At 44.0% G+C, this 18,465-nt stretch carries 20 protein-coding genes; 14 read left to right on the top strand and 6 right to left on the bottom strand.

Annotated elements, in window-relative coordinates; genetic code table 11:
* Positions 1 to 16: 16 nt before the first annotated feature.
* Genes MKZ13_RS18770 through MKZ13_RS18760 form a run of 3 tightly spaced genes read left to right on the top strand, consistent with a single transcriptional unit; the run spans position 17 to position 2,399 of the window.
* A complete protein-coding gene (locus MKZ13_RS18770) occupies positions 17 to 1,318 on the top strand; it encodes a PQQ-binding-like beta-propeller repeat protein (RefSeq protein ID WP_339177320.1) in 1,302 nt (433 codons plus the stop codon).
* Positions 1,319 to 1,349: 31 nt separating this feature from the next.
* Positions 1,350 to 1,772 carry a hypothetical protein gene (locus tag MKZ13_RS18765; protein ID WP_339177318.1) on the top strand — a complete coding sequence of 141 codons (423 nt, stop codon included), beginning with the start codon at positions 1,350 to 1,352 and terminating at the stop codon, positions 1,770 to 1,772.
* Between the two features lie 21 nt (positions 1,773 to 1,793).
* Positions 1,794 to 2,399: an SMI1/KNR4 family protein gene (locus tag MKZ13_RS18760; RefSeq protein WP_339177316.1), complete on the top strand. Its 606-nt coding sequence runs from the start codon at positions 1,794 to 1,796 to the stop codon at positions 2,397 to 2,399.
* Between the two features lie 92 nt (positions 2,400 to 2,491).
* Here MKZ13_RS18760 and MKZ13_RS18755 read toward each other — a convergent pair whose 3' ends face one another.
* Positions 2,492 to 2,833 (bottom strand): hypothetical protein, encoded by a 342-nt coding sequence (locus MKZ13_RS18755; protein WP_336764487.1) that lies wholly within the window; start codon positions 2,831 to 2,833, stop codon positions 2,492 to 2,494.
* 100 nt (positions 2,834 to 2,933) lie between these two features.
* On the opposite strand from MKZ13_RS18755, the gene MKZ13_RS18750 reads away from it, so the two are divergent.
* Entirely contained in the window at positions 2,934 to 3,983 is a 1,050-nt protein-coding gene (locus MKZ13_RS18750) for a leucine-rich repeat domain-containing protein (protein WP_339177311.1), read from the top strand.
* A 151-nt stretch (positions 3,984 to 4,134) separates the two neighbouring features.
* On the top strand, positions 4,135 to 4,908 hold the full coding sequence (locus MKZ13_RS18745; protein ID WP_339177309.1) for a cupin domain-containing protein: 774 nt from the start codon (positions 4,135 to 4,137) through the stop codon (positions 4,906 to 4,908).
* Positions 4,909 to 5,289: 381 nt separating this feature from the next.
* On the opposite strand, the gene MKZ13_RS18740 is transcribed toward MKZ13_RS18745, so the two are convergent.
* Complete coding sequence (locus tag MKZ13_RS18740; protein ID WP_339177307.1) at positions 5,290 to 6,336, bottom strand: aromatic ring-hydroxylating dioxygenase subunit alpha; 1,047 nt, start codon at positions 6,334 to 6,336, stop codon at positions 5,290 to 5,292.
* Between the two features lie 340 nt (positions 6,337 to 6,676).
* Between MKZ13_RS18740 and MKZ13_RS18735 the strand changes: the two genes are divergently transcribed.
* Both MKZ13_RS18735 and MKZ13_RS18730 read left to right on the top strand, forming a co-directional pair.
* Positions 6,677 to 7,123 carry a carboxymuconolactone decarboxylase family protein gene (locus tag MKZ13_RS18735; RefSeq protein ID WP_339177304.1) on the top strand — a complete coding sequence of 149 codons (447 nt, stop codon included), beginning with the start codon at positions 6,677 to 6,679 and terminating at the stop codon, positions 7,121 to 7,123.
* A 32-nt stretch (positions 7,124 to 7,155) separates the two neighbouring features.
* Complete coding sequence (locus MKZ13_RS18730) at positions 7,156 to 8,091, top strand: sigma-70 family RNA polymerase sigma factor (RefSeq protein WP_339177302.1); 936 nt, start codon at positions 7,156 to 7,158, stop codon at positions 8,089 to 8,091.
* Between the two features lie 98 nt (positions 8,092 to 8,189).
* On the opposite strand, the gene MKZ13_RS18725 is transcribed toward MKZ13_RS18730, so the two are convergent.
* Both MKZ13_RS18725 and MKZ13_RS18720 read right to left on the bottom strand, forming a co-directional pair.
* A complete protein-coding gene (locus MKZ13_RS18725; RefSeq protein ID WP_339177300.1) occupies positions 8,190 to 9,143 on the bottom strand; it encodes a hypothetical protein in 954 nt (317 codons plus the stop codon).
* A gap of 241 nt (positions 9,144 to 9,384) precedes the next feature.
* Positions 9,385 to 9,966, bottom strand: a complete 582-nt coding sequence (locus tag MKZ13_RS18720; RefSeq protein WP_237175732.1) for a spore coat protein — start codon at positions 9,964 to 9,966, stop codon at positions 9,385 to 9,387.
* A 203-nt stretch (positions 9,967 to 10,169) separates the two neighbouring features.
* Here MKZ13_RS18720 and MKZ13_RS18715 point away from each other — a divergent pair, with 203 nt between their 5' ends.
* Positions 10,170 to 10,706, top strand: coding sequence for a hypothetical protein (locus tag MKZ13_RS18715; protein ID WP_339177297.1), 537 nt, complete (start codon positions 10,170 to 10,172; stop codon positions 10,704 to 10,706).
* 29 nt (positions 10,707 to 10,735) lie between these two features.
* Complete coding sequence (locus MKZ13_RS18710; RefSeq protein WP_221820478.1) at positions 10,736 to 11,464, top strand: DUF1361 domain-containing protein; 729 nt, start codon at positions 10,736 to 10,738, stop codon at positions 11,462 to 11,464.
* 138 nt (positions 11,465 to 11,602) lie between these two features.
* On the opposite strand, the gene MKZ13_RS18705 is transcribed toward MKZ13_RS18710, so the two are convergent.
* On the bottom strand, positions 11,603 to 12,541 hold the full coding sequence (locus MKZ13_RS18705; RefSeq protein WP_339177293.1) for an alpha/beta hydrolase: 939 nt from the start codon (positions 12,539 to 12,541) through the stop codon (positions 11,603 to 11,605).
* Positions 12,542 to 12,726: 185 nt separating this feature from the next.
* On the opposite strand from MKZ13_RS18705, the gene MKZ13_RS18700 reads away from it, so the two are divergent.
* Together MKZ13_RS18700 and MKZ13_RS18695 are read left to right on the top strand one after the other, a co-directional pair.
* On the top strand, positions 12,727 to 13,320 hold the full coding sequence (locus MKZ13_RS18700; RefSeq protein WP_339177290.1) for a TetR/AcrR family transcriptional regulator: 594 nt from the start codon (positions 12,727 to 12,729) through the stop codon (positions 13,318 to 13,320).
* Positions 13,321 to 13,462: 142 nt separating this feature from the next.
* Entirely contained in the window at positions 13,463 to 14,485 is a 1,023-nt protein-coding gene (locus MKZ13_RS18695) for a serine hydrolase (protein ID WP_339185415.1), read from the top strand.
* An 84-nt stretch (positions 14,486 to 14,569) separates the two neighbouring features.
* Here MKZ13_RS18695 and MKZ13_RS18690 read toward each other — a convergent pair whose 3' ends face one another.
* The gene (locus MKZ13_RS18690) at positions 14,570 to 15,550 is read right to left on the bottom strand and encodes a serine hydrolase (RefSeq protein WP_339177288.1); all 981 of its coding nucleotides are present in this window, start codon (positions 15,548 to 15,550) and stop codon (positions 14,570 to 14,572) included.
* A gap of 253 nt (positions 15,551 to 15,803) precedes the next feature.
* Between MKZ13_RS18690 and MKZ13_RS18685 the strand changes: the two genes are divergently transcribed.
* The 3 genes from MKZ13_RS18685 to MKZ13_RS18675 all read left to right on the top strand — a co-directional run bounded on the left by MKZ13_RS18685 (position 15,804) and on the right by MKZ13_RS18675 (position 18,226).
* Positions 15,804 to 16,073, top strand: a complete 270-nt coding sequence (locus tag MKZ13_RS18685; protein ID WP_339177285.1) for a DUF6809 family protein — start codon at positions 15,804 to 15,806, stop codon at positions 16,071 to 16,073.
* Between the two features lie 66 nt (positions 16,074 to 16,139).
* Positions 16,140 to 16,394, top strand: coding sequence for a hypothetical protein (locus MKZ13_RS18680; RefSeq protein ID WP_339177283.1), 255 nt, complete (start codon positions 16,140 to 16,142; stop codon positions 16,392 to 16,394).
* Positions 16,395 to 16,873: 479 nt separating this feature from the next.
* A complete protein-coding gene (locus tag MKZ13_RS18675) occupies positions 16,874 to 18,226 on the top strand; it encodes a glucoamylase family protein (RefSeq protein ID WP_339177281.1) in 1,353 nt (450 codons plus the stop codon).
* The last annotated feature ends 239 nt before the right edge of the window (positions 18,227 to 18,465 follow it).

The raw sequence follows: 18,465 nt of genomic DNA, 5'->3' as shown, positions 1-18,465 counted from the left end.
GAGTGGAGGGGAATAGATGAGTTGGTTAAAGGAAGACATTGCAGAACAATGGCGTAATGAAGGCAAGCGTTATGCAAGGGATGTCAATGCATTTGTCCAGAGAAGTATGCAGGGAGAGCAACCGGATGAATCCGAGCTGGAGGGAGACTCCAGAAGCGGAATGAGTACTGAAGTATTCCAGATGGTGAGACAGGCCAATCTCCACGGTGATGTGGAGGTGCTTCGACGTGAGCTACCCGCAGCGACGTGGCCATTGAACGAGGCGTTTCAGGGTTCCATGCAAGCGGTCAAAGTTATAGGTTATCTGAACGAGGAAATGATTGTATGTCATACGGGGATTTTCACAGAGAATAGTCAGATATATACGATGGATCAGCACGGATGGCAGTTGATCACTCCATATACTTTTGCAGGTTGCTCATCGGATGGACTTGACTATGCGCTTGCAGGACCGGATGGGATTCGTATCATTCGTCAGCCAGATCGCAAGTTGGAAGGACAGGAGATAGCGACATATCGATGGGAAGATATTCAAGCCCGGATACAGTCGGCATTACCTCGGATTGAATCACTTGCGGACTGTGAGCATCCCGAACGGACACTTGAAGGACTTATACCTCTGGATGAAGGCAGAGCACTACTCATACATTCAAGATACGGGATATATCTTGTAACGCAAGATCAAGTGACCTTGCTTCATCCCGATCTGGCAGAGATCGAAGAATATGAGCTAGAGGATACACAGATAGACATGGGACATGCAGCGGTATCTCGGGATGGTCGGTGGATTGCATATGGTAGCCAAGGGAGCAATCATAATGTGATGGACCGCCAGCTGAACAAGACATACTCCCTCTATCCGGAATCGAGCTACCCTCATTATGCAGCATTCACCAGTGATAACCAGACCGTCTGGTTTAACGCATGTCATTTCTATAACGGGGTCACCATACAGGTTCCGCTGGAATCAATTGCAGGCAACGAAACAAAGGAAGATTGGCCAGTGATGGATGAGAATGCACGTGTGTATGCAGCAGCTGAAATAGAGGCGGGCATGGTGCTTGGAGATGCATACGGTTATCTGTATTGTGTGAATAACAAGGGAGAGGAAGTATGGCGCCATTTTGTAGGTAGTACGATCTATTCTTTCGCCGTATCACCAGAGCGATCCAAACTTGTAGTTGGCACATATGGTGGCATGTTGCATGTGCTCGATCTTCGTTCCAAAGAAATGGACGAGTACGGGATCGGTACAGGCACTCTTCGTGAGTTGGAGCGGTATGTGTTGTGGCGTGGAGAAGAACCTCTGCGCTGGTGAGGCAGCATTTTACCTAGTTAGGGGTGAAGGAATGGAACGTGAAGAGGCAGTAATGTTATTAAAATGTCATGCTTTTTCCTGTGATGATCTGAGTCATCCCAAGATGGAGAACGGTTTTCTTCGCAGTCTGCGGCCCTTTCGTGGACAATTAATTGAGGAGAATTTTCATGAGTTGATGGAGATACTGCGTGTTTTGGCACCAGAACTTGCACGGCCTTCATTGGATCGGGAAGTCATGGCATGTCTATGGGGGATTACTCACATGGCTCGTGCTTGGGCCGTTGAACCCGAAGGCATGCTTCGCAGAAATAATCTTATTTCTGAGGAACAGGTGGCGTTGATGGAACAATGGCTTAATTTGTTATCTTACGCAGTCATGATTCTGATTGAAGGTGGCGGAGAGGAAGAAGCGTTTTGGGAATATCATCAGTATCTACAAGAAGAGAAGAACTGAGATAGGGGAGGTGTGGTGAGATTGGAGCCGAATGTATCATTAAACGTGTTAATGGATGAGCTGAATCACTTGTTAGATGAGAGAATACAGGATCAAGAGATTCGGCAATTGTTTGAAGAATATCAACAACGGGAAGGTGCATCCGAGGAAAGTCTGGATCTATTCGAAAAGGAGTATGGCGTCAGGCTACCTGGCGATTTTCGTACCTTTTATCAAAGCAAAGATGGCAGTGGTTACGGGCTGCATATGCTGTACCCCGGTGATGCCGAGGGTGGGCGTTGTACACCCTTTTATCTGATGTCATTGGAAGAGATTCGAGAGACCAAACAATACTTCTGTGAAGTGGATGAGAAGCTCGCAGAGTACTATTCTGAGGAGGAGATCAGCCAGTTGGACCCGGAGATCAAGCCATACCTGTTCCATAAACCATGGATTCCTTTTGCAACGATCGCAGGAGGTTCACTGTATCTGATGCTCGATTTTGATCCAACGGAGGAAGGGACGTATGGACAGATTATTATGTACGTACACGATCCGGACTTTGTCTATTATCTAACGCCTACCTTCACGGATTTATTTACCGTGTCGAACCGTAATCTAAAGATGATGGATGAGATCACGTATTAAAAGTCCTGCACGATTAGACAATTCCTTCAATAATAAAGAAGCTGCCGAAGCAGCTCCTTTATCTGAACAGATACTTTGAATAAGTCTAATGATTACCACTGAAAGAAACGATGTCCGTGAAATCCTCCGCCTGGAGGTCCTCCGTGTCCACCAAGACCACCCGGGCCGCCAGGTCCACCGCCGTGAGGTCCGCCTGGATAACCACTTCCTGGAAAATGACCAGGGTGTCCACCGGGATAGCCACCACCGGGATAACCGCCTCCTGGATAGCCACCATGCCACCAAGGACCACCGATCGGATATGGTAGTGGAACAGGAACGATGGGCGGGTATGGATAGGGATAAGGGTAAGGATACGGTGGGGGTGGCGGATAATAAGGGTAAGGATAACCCGCAGGTTGCGGGGATGACACTGAACCAGGGCCGTATGCCATGTAACAAGCCTCCAATGACTGGATTGATGATATCAGCCTATGCCACAGTGGTTTCAGATGATACAGCAGATTGAAGATTAATGATTAATGAGGGGAACATATGGTAGCCGTAGCTTTTCACACCGATCCTAGAGGAACTGCCTATGAACTGTTGATTGACGAATTGATAGAGAAGACAGATCGTTTCATGCTGGTAGACAGAAAATATGCTAAAGAAGCTACACCTAAAAGAGTTGCCAAAGTGTTACAGAGATTTGAGCCCTATCTAATTGAAAGCAGTAATATGGAAGAAATGATGATGAAAAGTGGTGCCATGTACTCAGAGGGTATCTATTACATATACCGTTGCACGCCGGAATCAGGGCAGATCCTTAAGGAGGAAGCCAACCGCTTTCATGACTGGTTATATCCCTCAATGCCAGATGATCTTTGTTTTCTGAACGAGGATGGAAGTGACTACTTCTACACTGTTGCTCATGAGAATATGTATGGCATGCATATTACACAAGAAGAAGCGATTGAGCTAATGGAGCGAATCACTGGGTTGTTTTTTAGATTAGATCGGCATCAGGACATTCATTGCTTACTGGACGATGCGATTAGACATCAGACGGATGTGCTGAATATTAGTTCACATTACTTGAAAGAGATTCCGGAACGTATTCGGGAATTAAAGCACTTGAAACGTTTGACGATTTTTGAGCAGGATGTTTATACGCTTCCTCCAGCTCTTTTTGAACTGACATCATTGGAAGAATTGGAGATCATGACTGCGGATTTGGAAGGTATTCACCATGACATTGGAAAATTGAAACAACTTCGAGAGCTTAGAATTTATTGCGGTAGTTCTTATCATGTTCCTACCGGGTGGAAGCCAAAGGAAAAGTCGGATCTTGGTCTGAAACATATTCCATCCGAGATTGGTGAATTGAGCGAACTCGTAACTCTGGATATAGGCTACTCTGGCATACGTGAGCTTCCGCCTGAACTGGAGAAACTAAAAAAACTACGTTATTTGAGTGTAACTAATGGATTGATCGAGGGAATACCAGACATGGTCAAGCGAATGAGTTGGCTTCAAGGTGTAAATTTGAATAGCACTCCATTAGGGATTAGTTGGGATGACATCTCTGACGAAGAAGAATTTTAATAGCCAATGAGCCCTGCTCGGGATGTCCGAGTCAGGGATATTTGTTATGCGATGATAACTTGGCGGAAATGGGCTCACGAATCTGGGCGCTGGGCATAAGCTGGGATATAGGTTATGACCTAAACCGAGAGCGAAGGGCAGGCGTTTTATTTTGGCAACCTCATACATGGATTTTACTTTACCAACCACCGAATTTACTTACGATTTGAGCAAAAATCCGTTATTCAAGAAGGACGAGAACAACTATATTAACGCACTTTCCATCAAACAGTTAAACACATTGGGCAATGCTTCTTTACTGGATATTTTCCTCAGCACTGGCAATGTGGTTGAACCACACATTCATCAGAATGCAACTGAACTAGTATACTGCATCAGCGGTTCGGCCGTCGTGTCCCTCATTAATCCGTTCACCAATGAATTGCTTCATTTCCCGATTACTCCAGGGCAGGTGGCTAATGTACCTCAAGGTTGGTGGCACTATGAAATGGCTACTCTAGATCATACGCACTTATTGGCGATCTTCGATGCACCTGTGCCTGAAGCGATATTTGGCTCAGACATCTTGCGTCTTACCCCTGCGAATGTTCTGGCTCATACGTACTGTCTGGACGAGACAAAAGTTCAAGAAGCGCTCGCCCCCATCCAAAAAACAGTGATTATTGGCCCACCGGCAGATTGCCAGGCTTCAGCTGCCCCTGTCTCTAACAGTGCTCCAAATGTGAATCATCAGCCTTACGTAATGCCGAATGTACAACCCAATGTACAGCCCAACATGCAACCAAACACACAGCCAAACATGCAACCTTACGTGAACCGTCTTCCGTACTGGGGCACTTGGGTTGATCCACGTATTATTCATGAGCCGGGCTGTCCGTATTATATAGAGCTTCCTATGAATACGAATAATCAAGAGGAAAGATGACGGTCATGAGGCGAGGTTTATCTAATACACATAAGTATTTCAGTTAAATTAGGTATAGCAAAAGAAGCGTCCGTAAAGGAACGCTTCTTTTTTTGATTAAAGGTGTCTTCAAACCTGCTGAAAGCCAATGCATACCTGAACATGTCCGGAGCATGGAGTGTTAACGAGTCGTAGGCGTCTTAATCAAGGATTTGAAGCGTGCTCAGAAATCTAAAGAATCTGAGACACGTTGTATCAGAATAAACAGCCGTATGAAGTGTTTTATCGGGGAATTTTGGGAAATAACGAGTCTGAGATTCCTTACAATTTAAAAAGAGAACCTAGAGGCCAAATTAGATGTCCTGAGTTCCTTAGAAAAATGGTCTACCCTTCCCCAAATATTTACGATGTGTAATTTCGTCCCAAGCCAAGCTCCGTTAATAATTGACGATAAGCAATCGAAGTACGGTCTGCGGGAATATGGGCTTCGGCATGCAGATCAAGGGGCAGATCCTCCGGTTTCTGTGACTCAACCATCTCGCGGTCTTCTTCAAATACTTGCAAGTTGAACTTGATTGTGTCTTCAATTGGAGCGTCTTTGTCAAAGTTGCGTGTGATTGGACAGAATAAACGTGTATAACGAGCAGAGATCGGCGAAGCACAATTCAGAATATTCAGCTTGTCGTCTCCTGGGAAATGTACCGTAAGAGAAGCCGCAAAGGGTGGAAACACCCGAAACTCGCGCAGCCATTGAAACCCTTCAGGTGCAACAAGATCCTGCCCTTTGCCATAGTTACTTACCGTACTCCAATACTCGGCCAATAACTCATTACCTTCGCGTTTCACTTTATATTGGGGGACTTCTGTGTTGTTTCGGTCACCAAATGTTTCGGTATGCACATAGGCAAAATGGGATACATCCAGGAATCCCTCCATTTGACGTCCAGAGGAACCAGCAATGTCAAAGTTGGGTGGCAAAATATTAATATAATCCGGATCATCCCATCCAGGGAAGGAGGGGATCTGTTCTTCCGTTCCTGCCAAAGTGGTCCATATTAAGCCATAACGTTCGACTGCCGGGTACACGATAAGTTTGAGCTTAGGCGAGATCTTGGAGCTTGGGTGCGCAGGTACTGCGGTACATTTTCCTTCACAATTATAACGAAAACCGTGATAAGGGCAGACAATCTCACCATTTTCTACCCAGCCTTTGCTAAGTGGGGCCCCGCGGTGAAAACAAAGATCCTTGGCTACCACAACCTGATCATTACTGCGATAGAGAACCAGCTTCACATCGAGTAATTGAGCAGCCAGGGGTTGGTCTGTTACTTCGGTTGCTTGGGCTACCGGGTACCAATATTGGGATAATACATGCCAGTCTTCAGCCGTGAACGTACAGCCTCTAGGTAATTCGGTCGTCACATTATGGTTTGCATTGGAAGTTATCATAGGAAACACTCCTTGCCGATATGAATAAACGATTCTCTTTTTATGTTAGAAAAGTTAACTTCATTAGACGTATGTTACTACTCTTTTGGTCAAATTATCAATATATCCAACCTACTTTTGGTTGAAATCACAAACGGTACAGCAAAAACCGTACATGAATACGGAAATTTTCGGATTTACATTACGTCAGATGTTAATTGTAAAAAAGAGAAAAAAGTCTCAATTTGTTATTTCTCGGACTTATTATTTGGCTTTTTAAAAGATTTTCGCAAAGAATGTCACAGATCCCGGCGGTCATTTGTCTACAGTATGTAAACCAAATGACGGAGGCGAATGAAAAATGAATTTAAGAACGAATTACAGAGTAGCGAATCCAGGCGCATTTAAAGCGATGATGGCAATGGAGCAATATATTTCTGGGCAATTTGAAGATAAAGTGTTATACGAGTTGTTAAAAATCCGAGTGTCCCAGATTAATGGCTGCGCCTTTTGTCTCGATATGCATGCCAAAGATCTGATGAAACTGGGAGATTATGCGGATCATATTCTTTTGCTGAGTGTGTGGCGTGAAGTGCCTTTCTTCACAGATAAAGAACGTGTTATGCTGGAGCTGGCTGAAGCTGTGACTCTAATCTCGGAACAGGGCGTACCCCTTGCGTTGTACGATAAGGTTCGTGAACATTTCAGTGAATCCGAGCTGGTGGATCTGATCCTGGCCATTAATACAATTAATAACTGGAACCGGATTGCGATCACAACTGGGATGTATCCGGGTTGCTTTAACTAAAAATACATGCACCATGCCAGAGGAGGCTTCTTATGAATTCTAATTTCCACGCCAATGAGCCAGAAGTGTCTTCTCTGGATGTTGGTGAGCTGTATATTCGTTATAAAAATTATGCATTTTCGATAGCATACCGTATGCTGGGCAGTGTGGTAGAAGCTGAAGATATTGTGCAGGATTGCTTTGCGGGGATTCAGAGCAAGTCTGCTCAGGATATTCGAAATCCCAAGTCCTACATCGCCAGACTGGTTGTGAACCGAAGCTTGAATCTGCTAAATTCCGCCCGCAACCAGCGGGAAAGTTATGTTGGTGAGTGGCTGCCAGAGCCGATGGGTGATCGTGAAGTGGATAACATGCCAGAGGAAACGATGCAGAAGAAAGAGATGATATCGTACGCCTACTTGGTCATGTTGGAGCGTCTTTCGCCCATGGAACGGGCAGTGTTTGTACTTCGTGAAGCGTTCCGGTATGACTATTCCGAAATAGCGGATTGGTTGGGCAAAACGGAGAGTAACTGCCGTCAAATCTTTAGCCGTGCCAGACGAAATCTGCCTGAAAGACTACCGCCGATCGAGCAGAGTGATGCGGATATGATAGCCAAAGGCGAATTACTGAGCCGTTTTACAACGGCGTTCCTTCGTTATGATGTCTCTGCCATGCTGGGGTTACTGGCGGATCAGCCTGTATTTACAGCAGATGGCGGTGGCGTTGTGCATACGGTTATGAGAACGATGAACGTTCACAAAGGCGTGCTTGCACTCCTGACCTCACGGCGAGTCCTTACTCGATTGCGTGAAAGAGAATGGGTACCGATGTGGATCAATGGCGAGCTTCAACTCGCGTTGATGAAAGAAGGGCAGTTGTCCGAGGTATTCTGTTTGGAGTTGGACCCTTCCCGTGAGCGGATTGAGGGAGTATATCTCGTCGTAAATCCGAACAAACTTACATCGATTGACACGTCAACTTTTTGATTAAATCGTACGGATTGGATATTTAACCTTAAAAGCGGCAACCTCTGTCACGAGGATTGCCGCTTTTTTGCATTCACATTTAGCTGTTCACCATTCGATTATTCACTAGCAAATTGTTGTTGAACAGGTTCAATGATTGCTCTAATCTCAGGTGTAAGCTCATCATTGTTCTGATTGAGAACCAGCAAAATCTTTTCCATGGTATCCAGAAGAACACTCTTCGTGTTGGGTTCTCGCTTAGCTAAAGCTTTCTCGTAAGCCTGTTTCACCTCAGGGTCCATGGTGCGGATTTCTTCGTCCGTGTACCAATCATAAGCAGGCGTGTTGTCACTTCCGTAAAAGAGATAATCCACAAATAACCCTTGCTTCACTGCTGATGTACGATTGGAATTCGGATAGTTGTTCAAAAAGGCTTCTTTCTCCAATGTACGCTGGATTAATTCGTTCCAAGAGATGATAATGCCCCCATCTGAAGTTGTCATTTGGTTGGACTCGGTAGCCATAATATCAATGTATGCAGCAATATCAGCCTTAACAAAAGGTTTGAACTTTTGATATATCTCATAATTGATGATGGGGTAATACAAGCCTTCACTGGTTTCCAGTTTGAACCCGAGATCTGAAGCTTCCTGCAGAAGTTTCTTCACGGTCGGATCTTTAATTTCTTTGAGCAGACGACGATATGTAAGCTTCTGTTCGTAACCAAGTTGTTCATGGGCTTGAGATATGGCCTGTTGAAATTGTTCCGTATACATTTGGTAATCCATATCAGCCAATTTCACGTTCTGCATGTTCTCCAGTTGCAGCGTCATTAGTGTGGCCTGCCAAGGGTCGACTTTATCGATATGATTCATCAAGTATTTACGCGCTTTAACCAGACTTTCTGTGGACTTTACTGCTTCTGTTCGATAGGCTTGGAATTGATGATACACCGCTTTGGAAGCGGGAACAGGTGCAGCTAGTGTTGTTGAAGGTGTGATTATTGCGCCAATGGCAGTACAGCCGAGAGCCATAGCCAGTAAACCCAGTTTAGCAGGTTGATTCCATCTCATTTGTATACCTCCCCATAATGAAGAAAAAGCCATTTGAATTCTCGTATAACCGCATTTCACCGTATTTTATATGTATGATCCGTATGTTGAATATGTACGGGTTTGTCTTTGATTAAACCAGTTTCTGGTAAGCGAATCAAGTGTCTTCAGTAGGAAAATGATTATAAATAACCAAAGAACAGCCCCTAAAACCCGCATGGGTTGAAGAGACTGTTCTGGGGAAGCGGATTTTATTTTCTAATTAATGAAGTGGTTTATTGTTAATAGGCATCTGAGGTGCTCCGGTTGCTGGAATGTATGCCTGAAGCATCTGTTGTGTATCACTTGGAGTGAGTTGAGGTACTTGATAATAGGCGTTTTTATTCTGGAACATGAAAATTTCATAGGCCATCTCGATAAAATGCTGGATCTGCGAAGCGACGACTCGGCGAACCGTTCCATTTGTGATCTCGTTGCAGGTCATGCCGAGCAGACTGGCATGTGATTTGATCAGTCCCAGCATATGACCGCTAATGCCGGCATCCTTTACATCAGCCAAGCTCTGATTTGGCTTTTTCGGTGCTGATGGCTTAAGGCCATATACCGGTGGTACGATGTTGGGGATCATGTAGGTTGCCGTCTCTTCATGAGGCTTCTGTCCGGATGCAAAACACTCTGCTGTCAGATTGTACTGGGATAAGATGAAATTGTACTGCCGGTCCAGAATGCCAATCAGTTCCTGGCTCTGCACAAATGTACGAAAGATCATGTATTGATCCAGCACGTTAATGGTGGAGGACAGAATCTCATGCACATCGAACATCTCATGGCCGCCATGATTCATGTTAGGGGTGACATTTGGATTAGCATTTAATGTGGGTTGTACTAAATTCTGAGGGTTCATGGAATTTGGATTCATTGTAAATTTGATTCTCCTTTGGTAAATGGTATGATTCTAGTATGCTTGGAGAGTAGTAAATTTATGTATTGTGTATGGATAAAAGCGTAAGCACAAATAGGAACAGGTATGGTGGTGGTTAAAGAAAGATGGAAGAGACCCATTGGAGTGTAGCAAAGGATTTGTTCGTCAAACATTACGGGAGCGCTATACAGATGCATCGAGAAGGCGTGTATGCAGACTATAAGCGATGGGACGTACCCCAAGAGTTAGAGGAACAATGGATAGGGGAGCGAATTCAACAATTAAGTTCCGAGCTGTCTATCATGAATTGGGATGCGGTGGATGAACTTGCTTTGATTGCCAAACATCGGACAGAACCGACAATTGTTACGGCAATTACTGCATTTGCTTCAAGACAATTGAAGAGTGCGGACAGTATGGTTCGTCTCGTGTATGCTGAACGTCTGATTGAGCTGATTAAACGGTATGAATCCTCTCTGTCGATGGACAAGTTACGGGAAACCTATCAATTGACGATGGACTTGCTGGTCGATGTGGCAACTAAACCGTTGGTGCTTGATCCAGGCCATGAATTACAACAGTATGGATTAAAGGATAAGCGTGGATTGAATTTGCGTGTTGAAAAGAATAAGGAAGAAATCATCCGCTATTTTCGAAACTAATTGAATTTTACCAAGTGAGGTCAGAATCATTGAGAAAACTGAATTATATTCGCATATTTATTTTCCTTAGTGTGGTCACAATAGTAACGCTTGGGTTGTACTATGTAGCCGCAGATTGGCTGGATCAGCGTTATTTCCGCTTCCTGATCTGGAATCTGTTCTTGGGCTGGATTCCTTTTGTGTTCTCTTATGCAGCCTATCTTCTAAGTAATGTGAAATGGAAAGGTGCCGCATGGCTTGCAGTCGCAAGTGGTCTGCTGTGGTTGTTGTTTTTCCCGAACTCCTCTTATATTGTTACGGATCTGGTTCATCTGACAGCGAGGAGTTCCCGGTATTATGGTGGGAACGGAGTGGACTACACGTATTGGTACGACTTGAGTGTTGTATTAATGTTTGTCTGGACTGGACTTCTGCTTGGATTCCTGTCGATGTATCAGCTTCAGGAAGTGATCTTTCACCGAATTGGGCGCTGGGCATCCTGGATCTTTGTACTGGCAGGCTGTGCTTTGGGAAGTTACGGGGTATTGCTTGGACGTGTATATCGACTGAATAGCTGGGATGCACTGACGAATCGCGAGACGCTGATTGAACTGATGCACGAGAGTGTAAGCCGCCCGTCTCTGGCGTTTTGCCTGTTTTTTGGCACGTTTATCACTACAATCTATGTCACATTGTATTATCTGATCAATACGAGGTCTCCCCGTGAAATGAAGAATAGTGCAGGGAGTCCAGAGTCGGACCTGCAAGCGTTACGCTAACATATTTTTTAAAAAAGCCGAACTTATTAGATCTAATCTTAATGTACATTGCTTGAAGGGCTGTTCCAAGTCATACACTGGCTATAGGAACAGCCTTTTAACATTGGATCGAGCGCAGGATGTTCTGAAAAAATATCTCTACTTATCAGAGATTAGTTCAAGGATTGTTTTCACAACCAGTTCAGGCTCATCGTGAATAATCATATGCCCACTGCGGGTGGCCACAATGAGCTGACTATCCTTCGATATATTCAACATGTTACGTTGTCCCGATTGCCATATGGATTCGAGCTTCTGCCCAATGTCAACCGGAATCCCTGCACTAGCATAGTCTTGAGGACGTCCGCGTGCAATGATACGTACAGGGATTAATCCAAGACTTTGGCCACGAATGGCATCTTCTGTTGAATGGGCGTGGAGGGCTTCTTCTTCTTTGGCGTGAAAATAGGAAGGGGTAGCAATCACATTAACAAAAGTATCCCGATCTTGCTTGGCAACCAGACCATCAAGCATAAAGTCTGGAAATAATCTGAAAGCGCCAGATACCTTTAGTAAAGATAACAAGGAGGCAGGCGGGTTTCCCTGAAACTGAGCCTGTTCCAACAAAGCCTTTGTGTTCCGTTCATCATCCTCAGGTCGCGCATCAATGAGGACAAGGCTCTGAACCTCATTTGAATAGGTCTGTGCAAAGAGTCTGGCATACATCCCCCCAAGTGAATGACCTACCATAACGTAAGGGCCACGGATGTTCTCCTTCTCCAGAGCAGCATGTAAATCTTTGACGATATTTGCACCTGTACGTTCTGTAGGTGCAGATTCACTCCAGGCATATCCTGCGCGATCATACGTGACCACCGTTGCATGTTGGGCTAGTTCCGCAGGAATGTCCCTCCACGACAAACTGGTCTCACCACTTCCAGCCTCCATAAGTATGGTCGGTGAACCATTACCTTGTTTATGAATGTGTAGTTGGTAACCGCCGACTTGAACTAACGTACCTGGAGGTGGAAAGTCCTTTTTGGCCTGCGACGAAGCAAACCACTCATAGAGGAATGCGGCACCGATCAGTAGTAGCATTGTGCAGAATAACCTTATTATGAAGATGGAAAACCTGAATTTCTTGCTTTTTGAGGCTGGGGTAGTTGTATGCATGATCTTATGAATTCCTCTCCTACAGCTGTTTTTATATTTTAGTACAATGTATTAAAAAAGATTATAGCACAGTGTATTACAAAAAGAGAAGTTTGTTGTATAATGTTGTCATGCCAAAAATCGTAGATCATGAAGCTCAAAGGAAAATCGTTGCTGATGCAGCAATCCGGGTCATTCAAGTGCATGGACTGGAGCATGCTACAGTTCGGAATATAGCAAAGGAAGCGGGACTATCTGTAGGTTCCATGCGTCATTATTTTGCCACACAGGCCGAATTGTTCACCTTTTGCATGAATCTTTTTGCAGAACGGGTACAGAAAAGGGTGGAGGCACTACAGATGAGTGGATCTGTACTGCTGGATATGAAGAATTTGCTCTTGCAATTTCTCCCGTTGGACGAAGACAGAATGATGGAAATGGAGGTCTGGTTTTCGTTTACAGCCAAATTATTGGTGTACCCTGAATTAAAAAAGTTAAGTGATCAGATGCATCAGGGGATGTATCGATCGGTTCAATGGGTGATAGAGGAGTTGCAGAAGCAGGGGATGACACATCCTGAACTGGATGCTGAGATGGAGATAGAGAAGTTATATGCTCTTGTGGATGGACTCGCCATTCATATGTTAATGCAGCCAGATAGACTTACGGTAAAACGAGTGGAACAAGTGATTGATCAGCATTTGAGCATGCTATGTCAAACTTAATCTTACGTTGTCTGAAGAAGGGTTATTTCCTTTTATAAGGAGTAATCCTTCTTTTTATGAAAATTTGGCAGGTATGCAGGATATGACGAAGAATTAAGAATGAGAAAGTAATAAATACATAGACAAGCAGGTGAACAACAAAATGTTGAATGCAGTAGAGCTGACAACAAAAGTAGAAGAAGTCATGGAACGCGTGAATTTTTCGGGTGTTGTATTACTCCAGCAAGCCGGGAAAACCCTTTTGAATATGAAACGTGGTTATGCGAATCGCAGTGAAGAGCTTGCCAATCAGGTGGACACACGCTTTGGAATTGCATCAGGATGTAAGATCTTCACGGCAGTGAGTATATGCCAACTAATTGAAGCGGGTAAATTGTCTGCTGATTCCAAGCTTACGGATGTGTTGGATGTGGAGTTTCCACTGTGGGAAAAAGGGATCACCATCCAGCAGTTGTTAACACACACGTCAGGCATTCCGGATTATTTCGATGAAGAAGTGATGGATGACTTTTCAGAATTATGGAAAGACAGACCCGTCTACGCGATGCGGCGTTTAAGTAACTTTCTGCCCATGTTTCAGCATATGCCAATGAAGTCTGCTCCGGGTGAACGTTTTCATTACAATAATGCGGGTTTCATTGTGCTGGGGCTTATCGTGGAGCAACATTCAGGACTGTCGTTTACAGATTATGTGGAGGAGCACATTTTCAAAAGGTGTGGCATGAAGGACTCCGGTTATTTCTTAACAGATCAGCTTCCGCGTAACACAGCTTTAGGGTATATCGACCATGAAGATGGCTCTTGGAACACTAATATGTTCTCCATTCCTGTCAAAGGTGGATCAGATGGTGGAGCCTATGTTACGGCACCGGATATGATTCGATTCTGGGATGCTTTACTGGGTCACCAATTGTTAAATGAAGAGACGACACAGCAGTTATTAACTCCACACGCTCATCAAGAGGATGAAGAGTATTATGGGCAGGGTATCTGGATTGACCGCAAGGGGGAAGACATTTTCAAATTTCATGTTATGGGATTCGATCCAGGGGTGTCGTTCATGTCTTCCGTGTATCCGGACTATGATCTACAACTGGTTGTGGTCTCTAATCAAGAGTCTGGTCCTTATCCAATAACAATTGCTATCGAAGAAGCTTTGGCATGACGAATAAACCCTCAACCTATGGGCTGGTTATGGCCACAAGGTTGGGGGTTCATTGTCAAACAGGATAGAAGGATTGTTCTCCGTTTATAACATTTTCCATAGCTCGGGGGCGATTAATCGAGGAAAAACATCCAGCGGAGGTTTCTCTTTCTTTCGTTTGTCATTGGTTAACACCGTAACAAGTTCGAGCTCTGGGACAATATATACATACTGACCACCAAATCCTCGCGCGTAATAATAATGGAGATTGGGTTGGTCGTCTTCAGCAGCAAAATTTTCGGAGTCAGACCTTCCGTTCGGATAGACATCCACCCACCAATGCCAAGCATAACTGCCGTGATTCGGTGGAGTGACTGTAATGAAAGGTTGCGTCGAACGGGATATGAGATCACTTGAAATGAGAGGCTCACCCTCCCACATCCCTTGTTGTAGAAACAGCTGCCCGAATTTCAGCAGATCTATGGGTAACATTTTAAGACCAAATCCGCCAGTATGTACACCTTGAGGGTCACTTTCCCATTCATAATCCTTAAATCCCAGCGGGCCAAAAAGATAGCGTTCTGCGAACTCGGCTACGTCCATACCTGCATTTTGCATCAGGATGGCGGATAGAATCTGTGATACTCCTGAATTGTATTCCATATATGTACCTGGTTCATGACTTAAGCGTTGTTCCAATGCAAAATCCACCCAATGATTGGTGCGGGTCATGCGAGGGAATGAATTCTGCCCGCCGAACTCGTCCCAGTTGAACCCGGCTGTCATGGTGAGCAGTTGTTCCAGTGTGATCGAAGGTTTACGCGGATCAGGATCGGATGTCAACTGTGGAAAAAAGGTGGAGATTGGGGTTGATGCCTCTGGCAACAAGCCTTTATCCATCGCTATACAGATGAGTGCGGACAGCACACTCTTGGTACAGGAATTGACTTTTGCAATATCGGTCGCAGCCTCATGGTTGCGGTAGTGTTCGTACATAATCTCACCGCGTACGCTGACGAGGCAGCTTCGCAGATCCAGCGGTGGAACGATCTGTTGTAATTTGGATGACAGTGATGAAGGATTCATAGTGTCCTTTCTGTGCGGTTGATTTGTTATAGGATTTTGTAGAAATAGGTGTCCATTATCTTAGCATACTCCCGAGGTAGGGCTCAACAAGCGCTACATTATTATGTCAAAGCAAGCATGTAACATGTGATATCCTATGAAAGCTATAAGAATCATATGCGAATATCGCATAAATCCCCAGCATTGTCTGACAAACTTATATAATTGTCATGAGAAGAGTACCAGACATGTATAAGAGAAAGGGGTCTGTGATGTGGGAAATATAATAGAAGAATTATATTACGGTAATCTGAGACCAGAGGAGAATATTGTTCCTCAAGATTCGGAGTATCGATCTATTAATAAGGAGATAACAGCTTATATCGAAAAATTTCAGAGAAAGCTTTCGGAGGATGACTTTAAACAGTTGGAGGAACTATTAGATATGACAGATCAAGTTCACTCTATGCATTCAAAAGAGGCTTTTGCGAGTGGTTTCAAAATTGGGACGTTGATTATGATCGAGAGTGGATATTCAAGCTAATATTTTGGTTTTTCACAACTTGTAGTTATATAGAAGAGGTTTAGAAAAAGTGGTAGCGGATCTTTCTTGTTCAAAATTGGCAATCAAGGATTGTTTGAAACGCTTCCTGATCATGCCAGGGCAATATATGAGGGAGATACCGGTGCTGTAGAACAATTCATTAAGCAGGGCATGGAACTCGAAGAAGAGATTACGCTCAGTAAATACATAGCATTAACGTCACTCGACCATGCTTTAATCTGCAATCAACCGGAAGTGGTTAAGTTGTTGGTAGAGCATGGAGTTAATCTGAATGTCAAAAATAATACGGTGATCCTGTAGGCAGTTAGATATTGTGGAGAAGAAATGGTGCGATACTTTTAGAGCAAGGTGCCGAGTTAAATGAGGATTGTAATATGACGTGTGACACCTAATGGAAATAAGTAAAAAGGACTCATGGCCGTAACCGCTATTCTCATGCCTGATCGCACTGCTTTGTCCATGGATATTGCGCTTGATGTAGCCATCTCACAGTATTCTACAGGCATGTTATGCAAATCTGGAAACAAGCCATGATCTGCACGTTTATTTAGCTGATTCATATTCGATTTTGCAGAGCAGTTCCAATGAAAATGAGAATGGCTTGCTTAGCTAACAGATGGGTGCTCTGTATACATAATGAAACGTTTCGAATTTACATTTATTAATAATCCATATTATATTCAGTATTTGTAAGCGTTCTATTTTCTTGTTTACGGAAATGGGAAATTTATGATAACATATAAACGAAACGTTTCGAATCCATTTGAAGGGAGAAAATCATGAAAAAAGTAAAACAATTCAGCTTTATTTTAACTTTTTGTCTGTTAGCTAATCTAGCTTTAACTCCTATGGCTTCAGCAGGTGACTCAAGCAATTTAATTGGATTTCGAGCAGAATTGAAAGCGATTGCATATAAGACCTATACGTTTTTTGAGGACTATACGGATCAGAACACTGGCTTGACTTACGATGAAGTACGACACACTGAAAACGGGACAGAAGAAGCTAAACGTACCTCGCCCACAAACATCGCAATGTATATGATGAGTACCGTTTCAGCGCAACAATTGGGCATTATTTCGAAGAAAGAAGCTGTACATCGCCTGCAAACGACTATTAATTCCCTCGAAAAGTTAGAAAAGTGGAACGGCCTATTTTATAACTGGTATAACACGGATGACGGTTCAGTGAAGAAAGATTGGGGGCAATTTATTTCCCAAGTCGATAATGGCTGGTTATCCGCTGGTTTAATTGTTGTTGGGCAAGCCTATGAAGAACTTCATGGGGAAACAAGCAAGTTGGTTACAAATATGAATTATACTCCGCTATATGATCCTGAAGTCGGCCAATTCCGCGGAGGTTATGATGTGGCTAAAGGCGCGCTGACGGATCATCATTATGGGATGTTTTATACGGAACCACGTGTAGGCAGCTATATTGCTATTGGGAAAGGTGACGTTCCCCAAGATCATTGGTGGAAGATGTATCGCACATTACCTCAAGAATGGGATTGGCAAGCTCAGATTCCTCAAGGCAAATCCGTTAAGTATGATGGAGTGGATGTGTTTGAAGGAAGTTATGTATACAAGGATAAAAAGTTCGTACCAAGCTGGGGAGGCAGCATGTTTGAAGCTCTTATGCCCGGTATGGTTATAAAGGAAAAAGAGTTGGGTACTCAAGCTTTGGGATTGAACAACGAGCGTCATGTCGAATTGCAAATCGAATATGCCAAAGAAAAAGGGTATGCCGCATGGGGCTTCTCACCTTCTGCAACTCCGACAGGTTACAGTGAGTTTGCAGCAACGCCGTTAGGTACCTCGGGTTATAAAGATGGAGCAACGGTAACAGCACACGCAACATTCCTTGCCCTGGATTATGCCCCTGAAGCTGTTCGAAAGAACATTAAAGCTTTAAAGAGCTTCAAAATGTTTGGCAAACATGGGTTCTATGACTCAGTCAATGTTGAAACGGGAGAACTTGCAAAAGCTTATCTGGCACTGGATCAAGGGATGATTATGGTGTCGATCGCCAATTATCTTCAAGATGGCGTTATCCGCGATTATTTTCACAGTGATGTGATAGGGCAGACGCCAGAAGAATTATTGAAAAAGGAAGTGTTTTCCATCCAATGAAGGAGAGGAGAACTTGTCATACCGATTGTTCAAATGGAACGAAGCAGCGTGTTTTCTGCTTCGTTCCATTTGCATTTGTCGACCATCGGGCCTTTTTAAAGTTAATTGGACAATCATAGCGCAATGGCTTGCCATTCACTTGATGAAATAGTCATCAAAACTTGAAGACAATACGGATTGGAGAGGTAAATAAACAGCAAATGTTCGCATTCCTGCTCCGTGACCGTCCACACAGTACA

Source organism: Paenibacillus sp. FSL R5-0701 (genome assembly GCF_037973995.1).
In the GTDB taxonomy this organism is placed as follows: domain Bacteria; phylum Bacillota; class Bacilli; order Paenibacillales; family Paenibacillaceae; genus Paenibacillus.
This window is presented reverse-complemented; position numbering and strand designations above follow the sequence as displayed.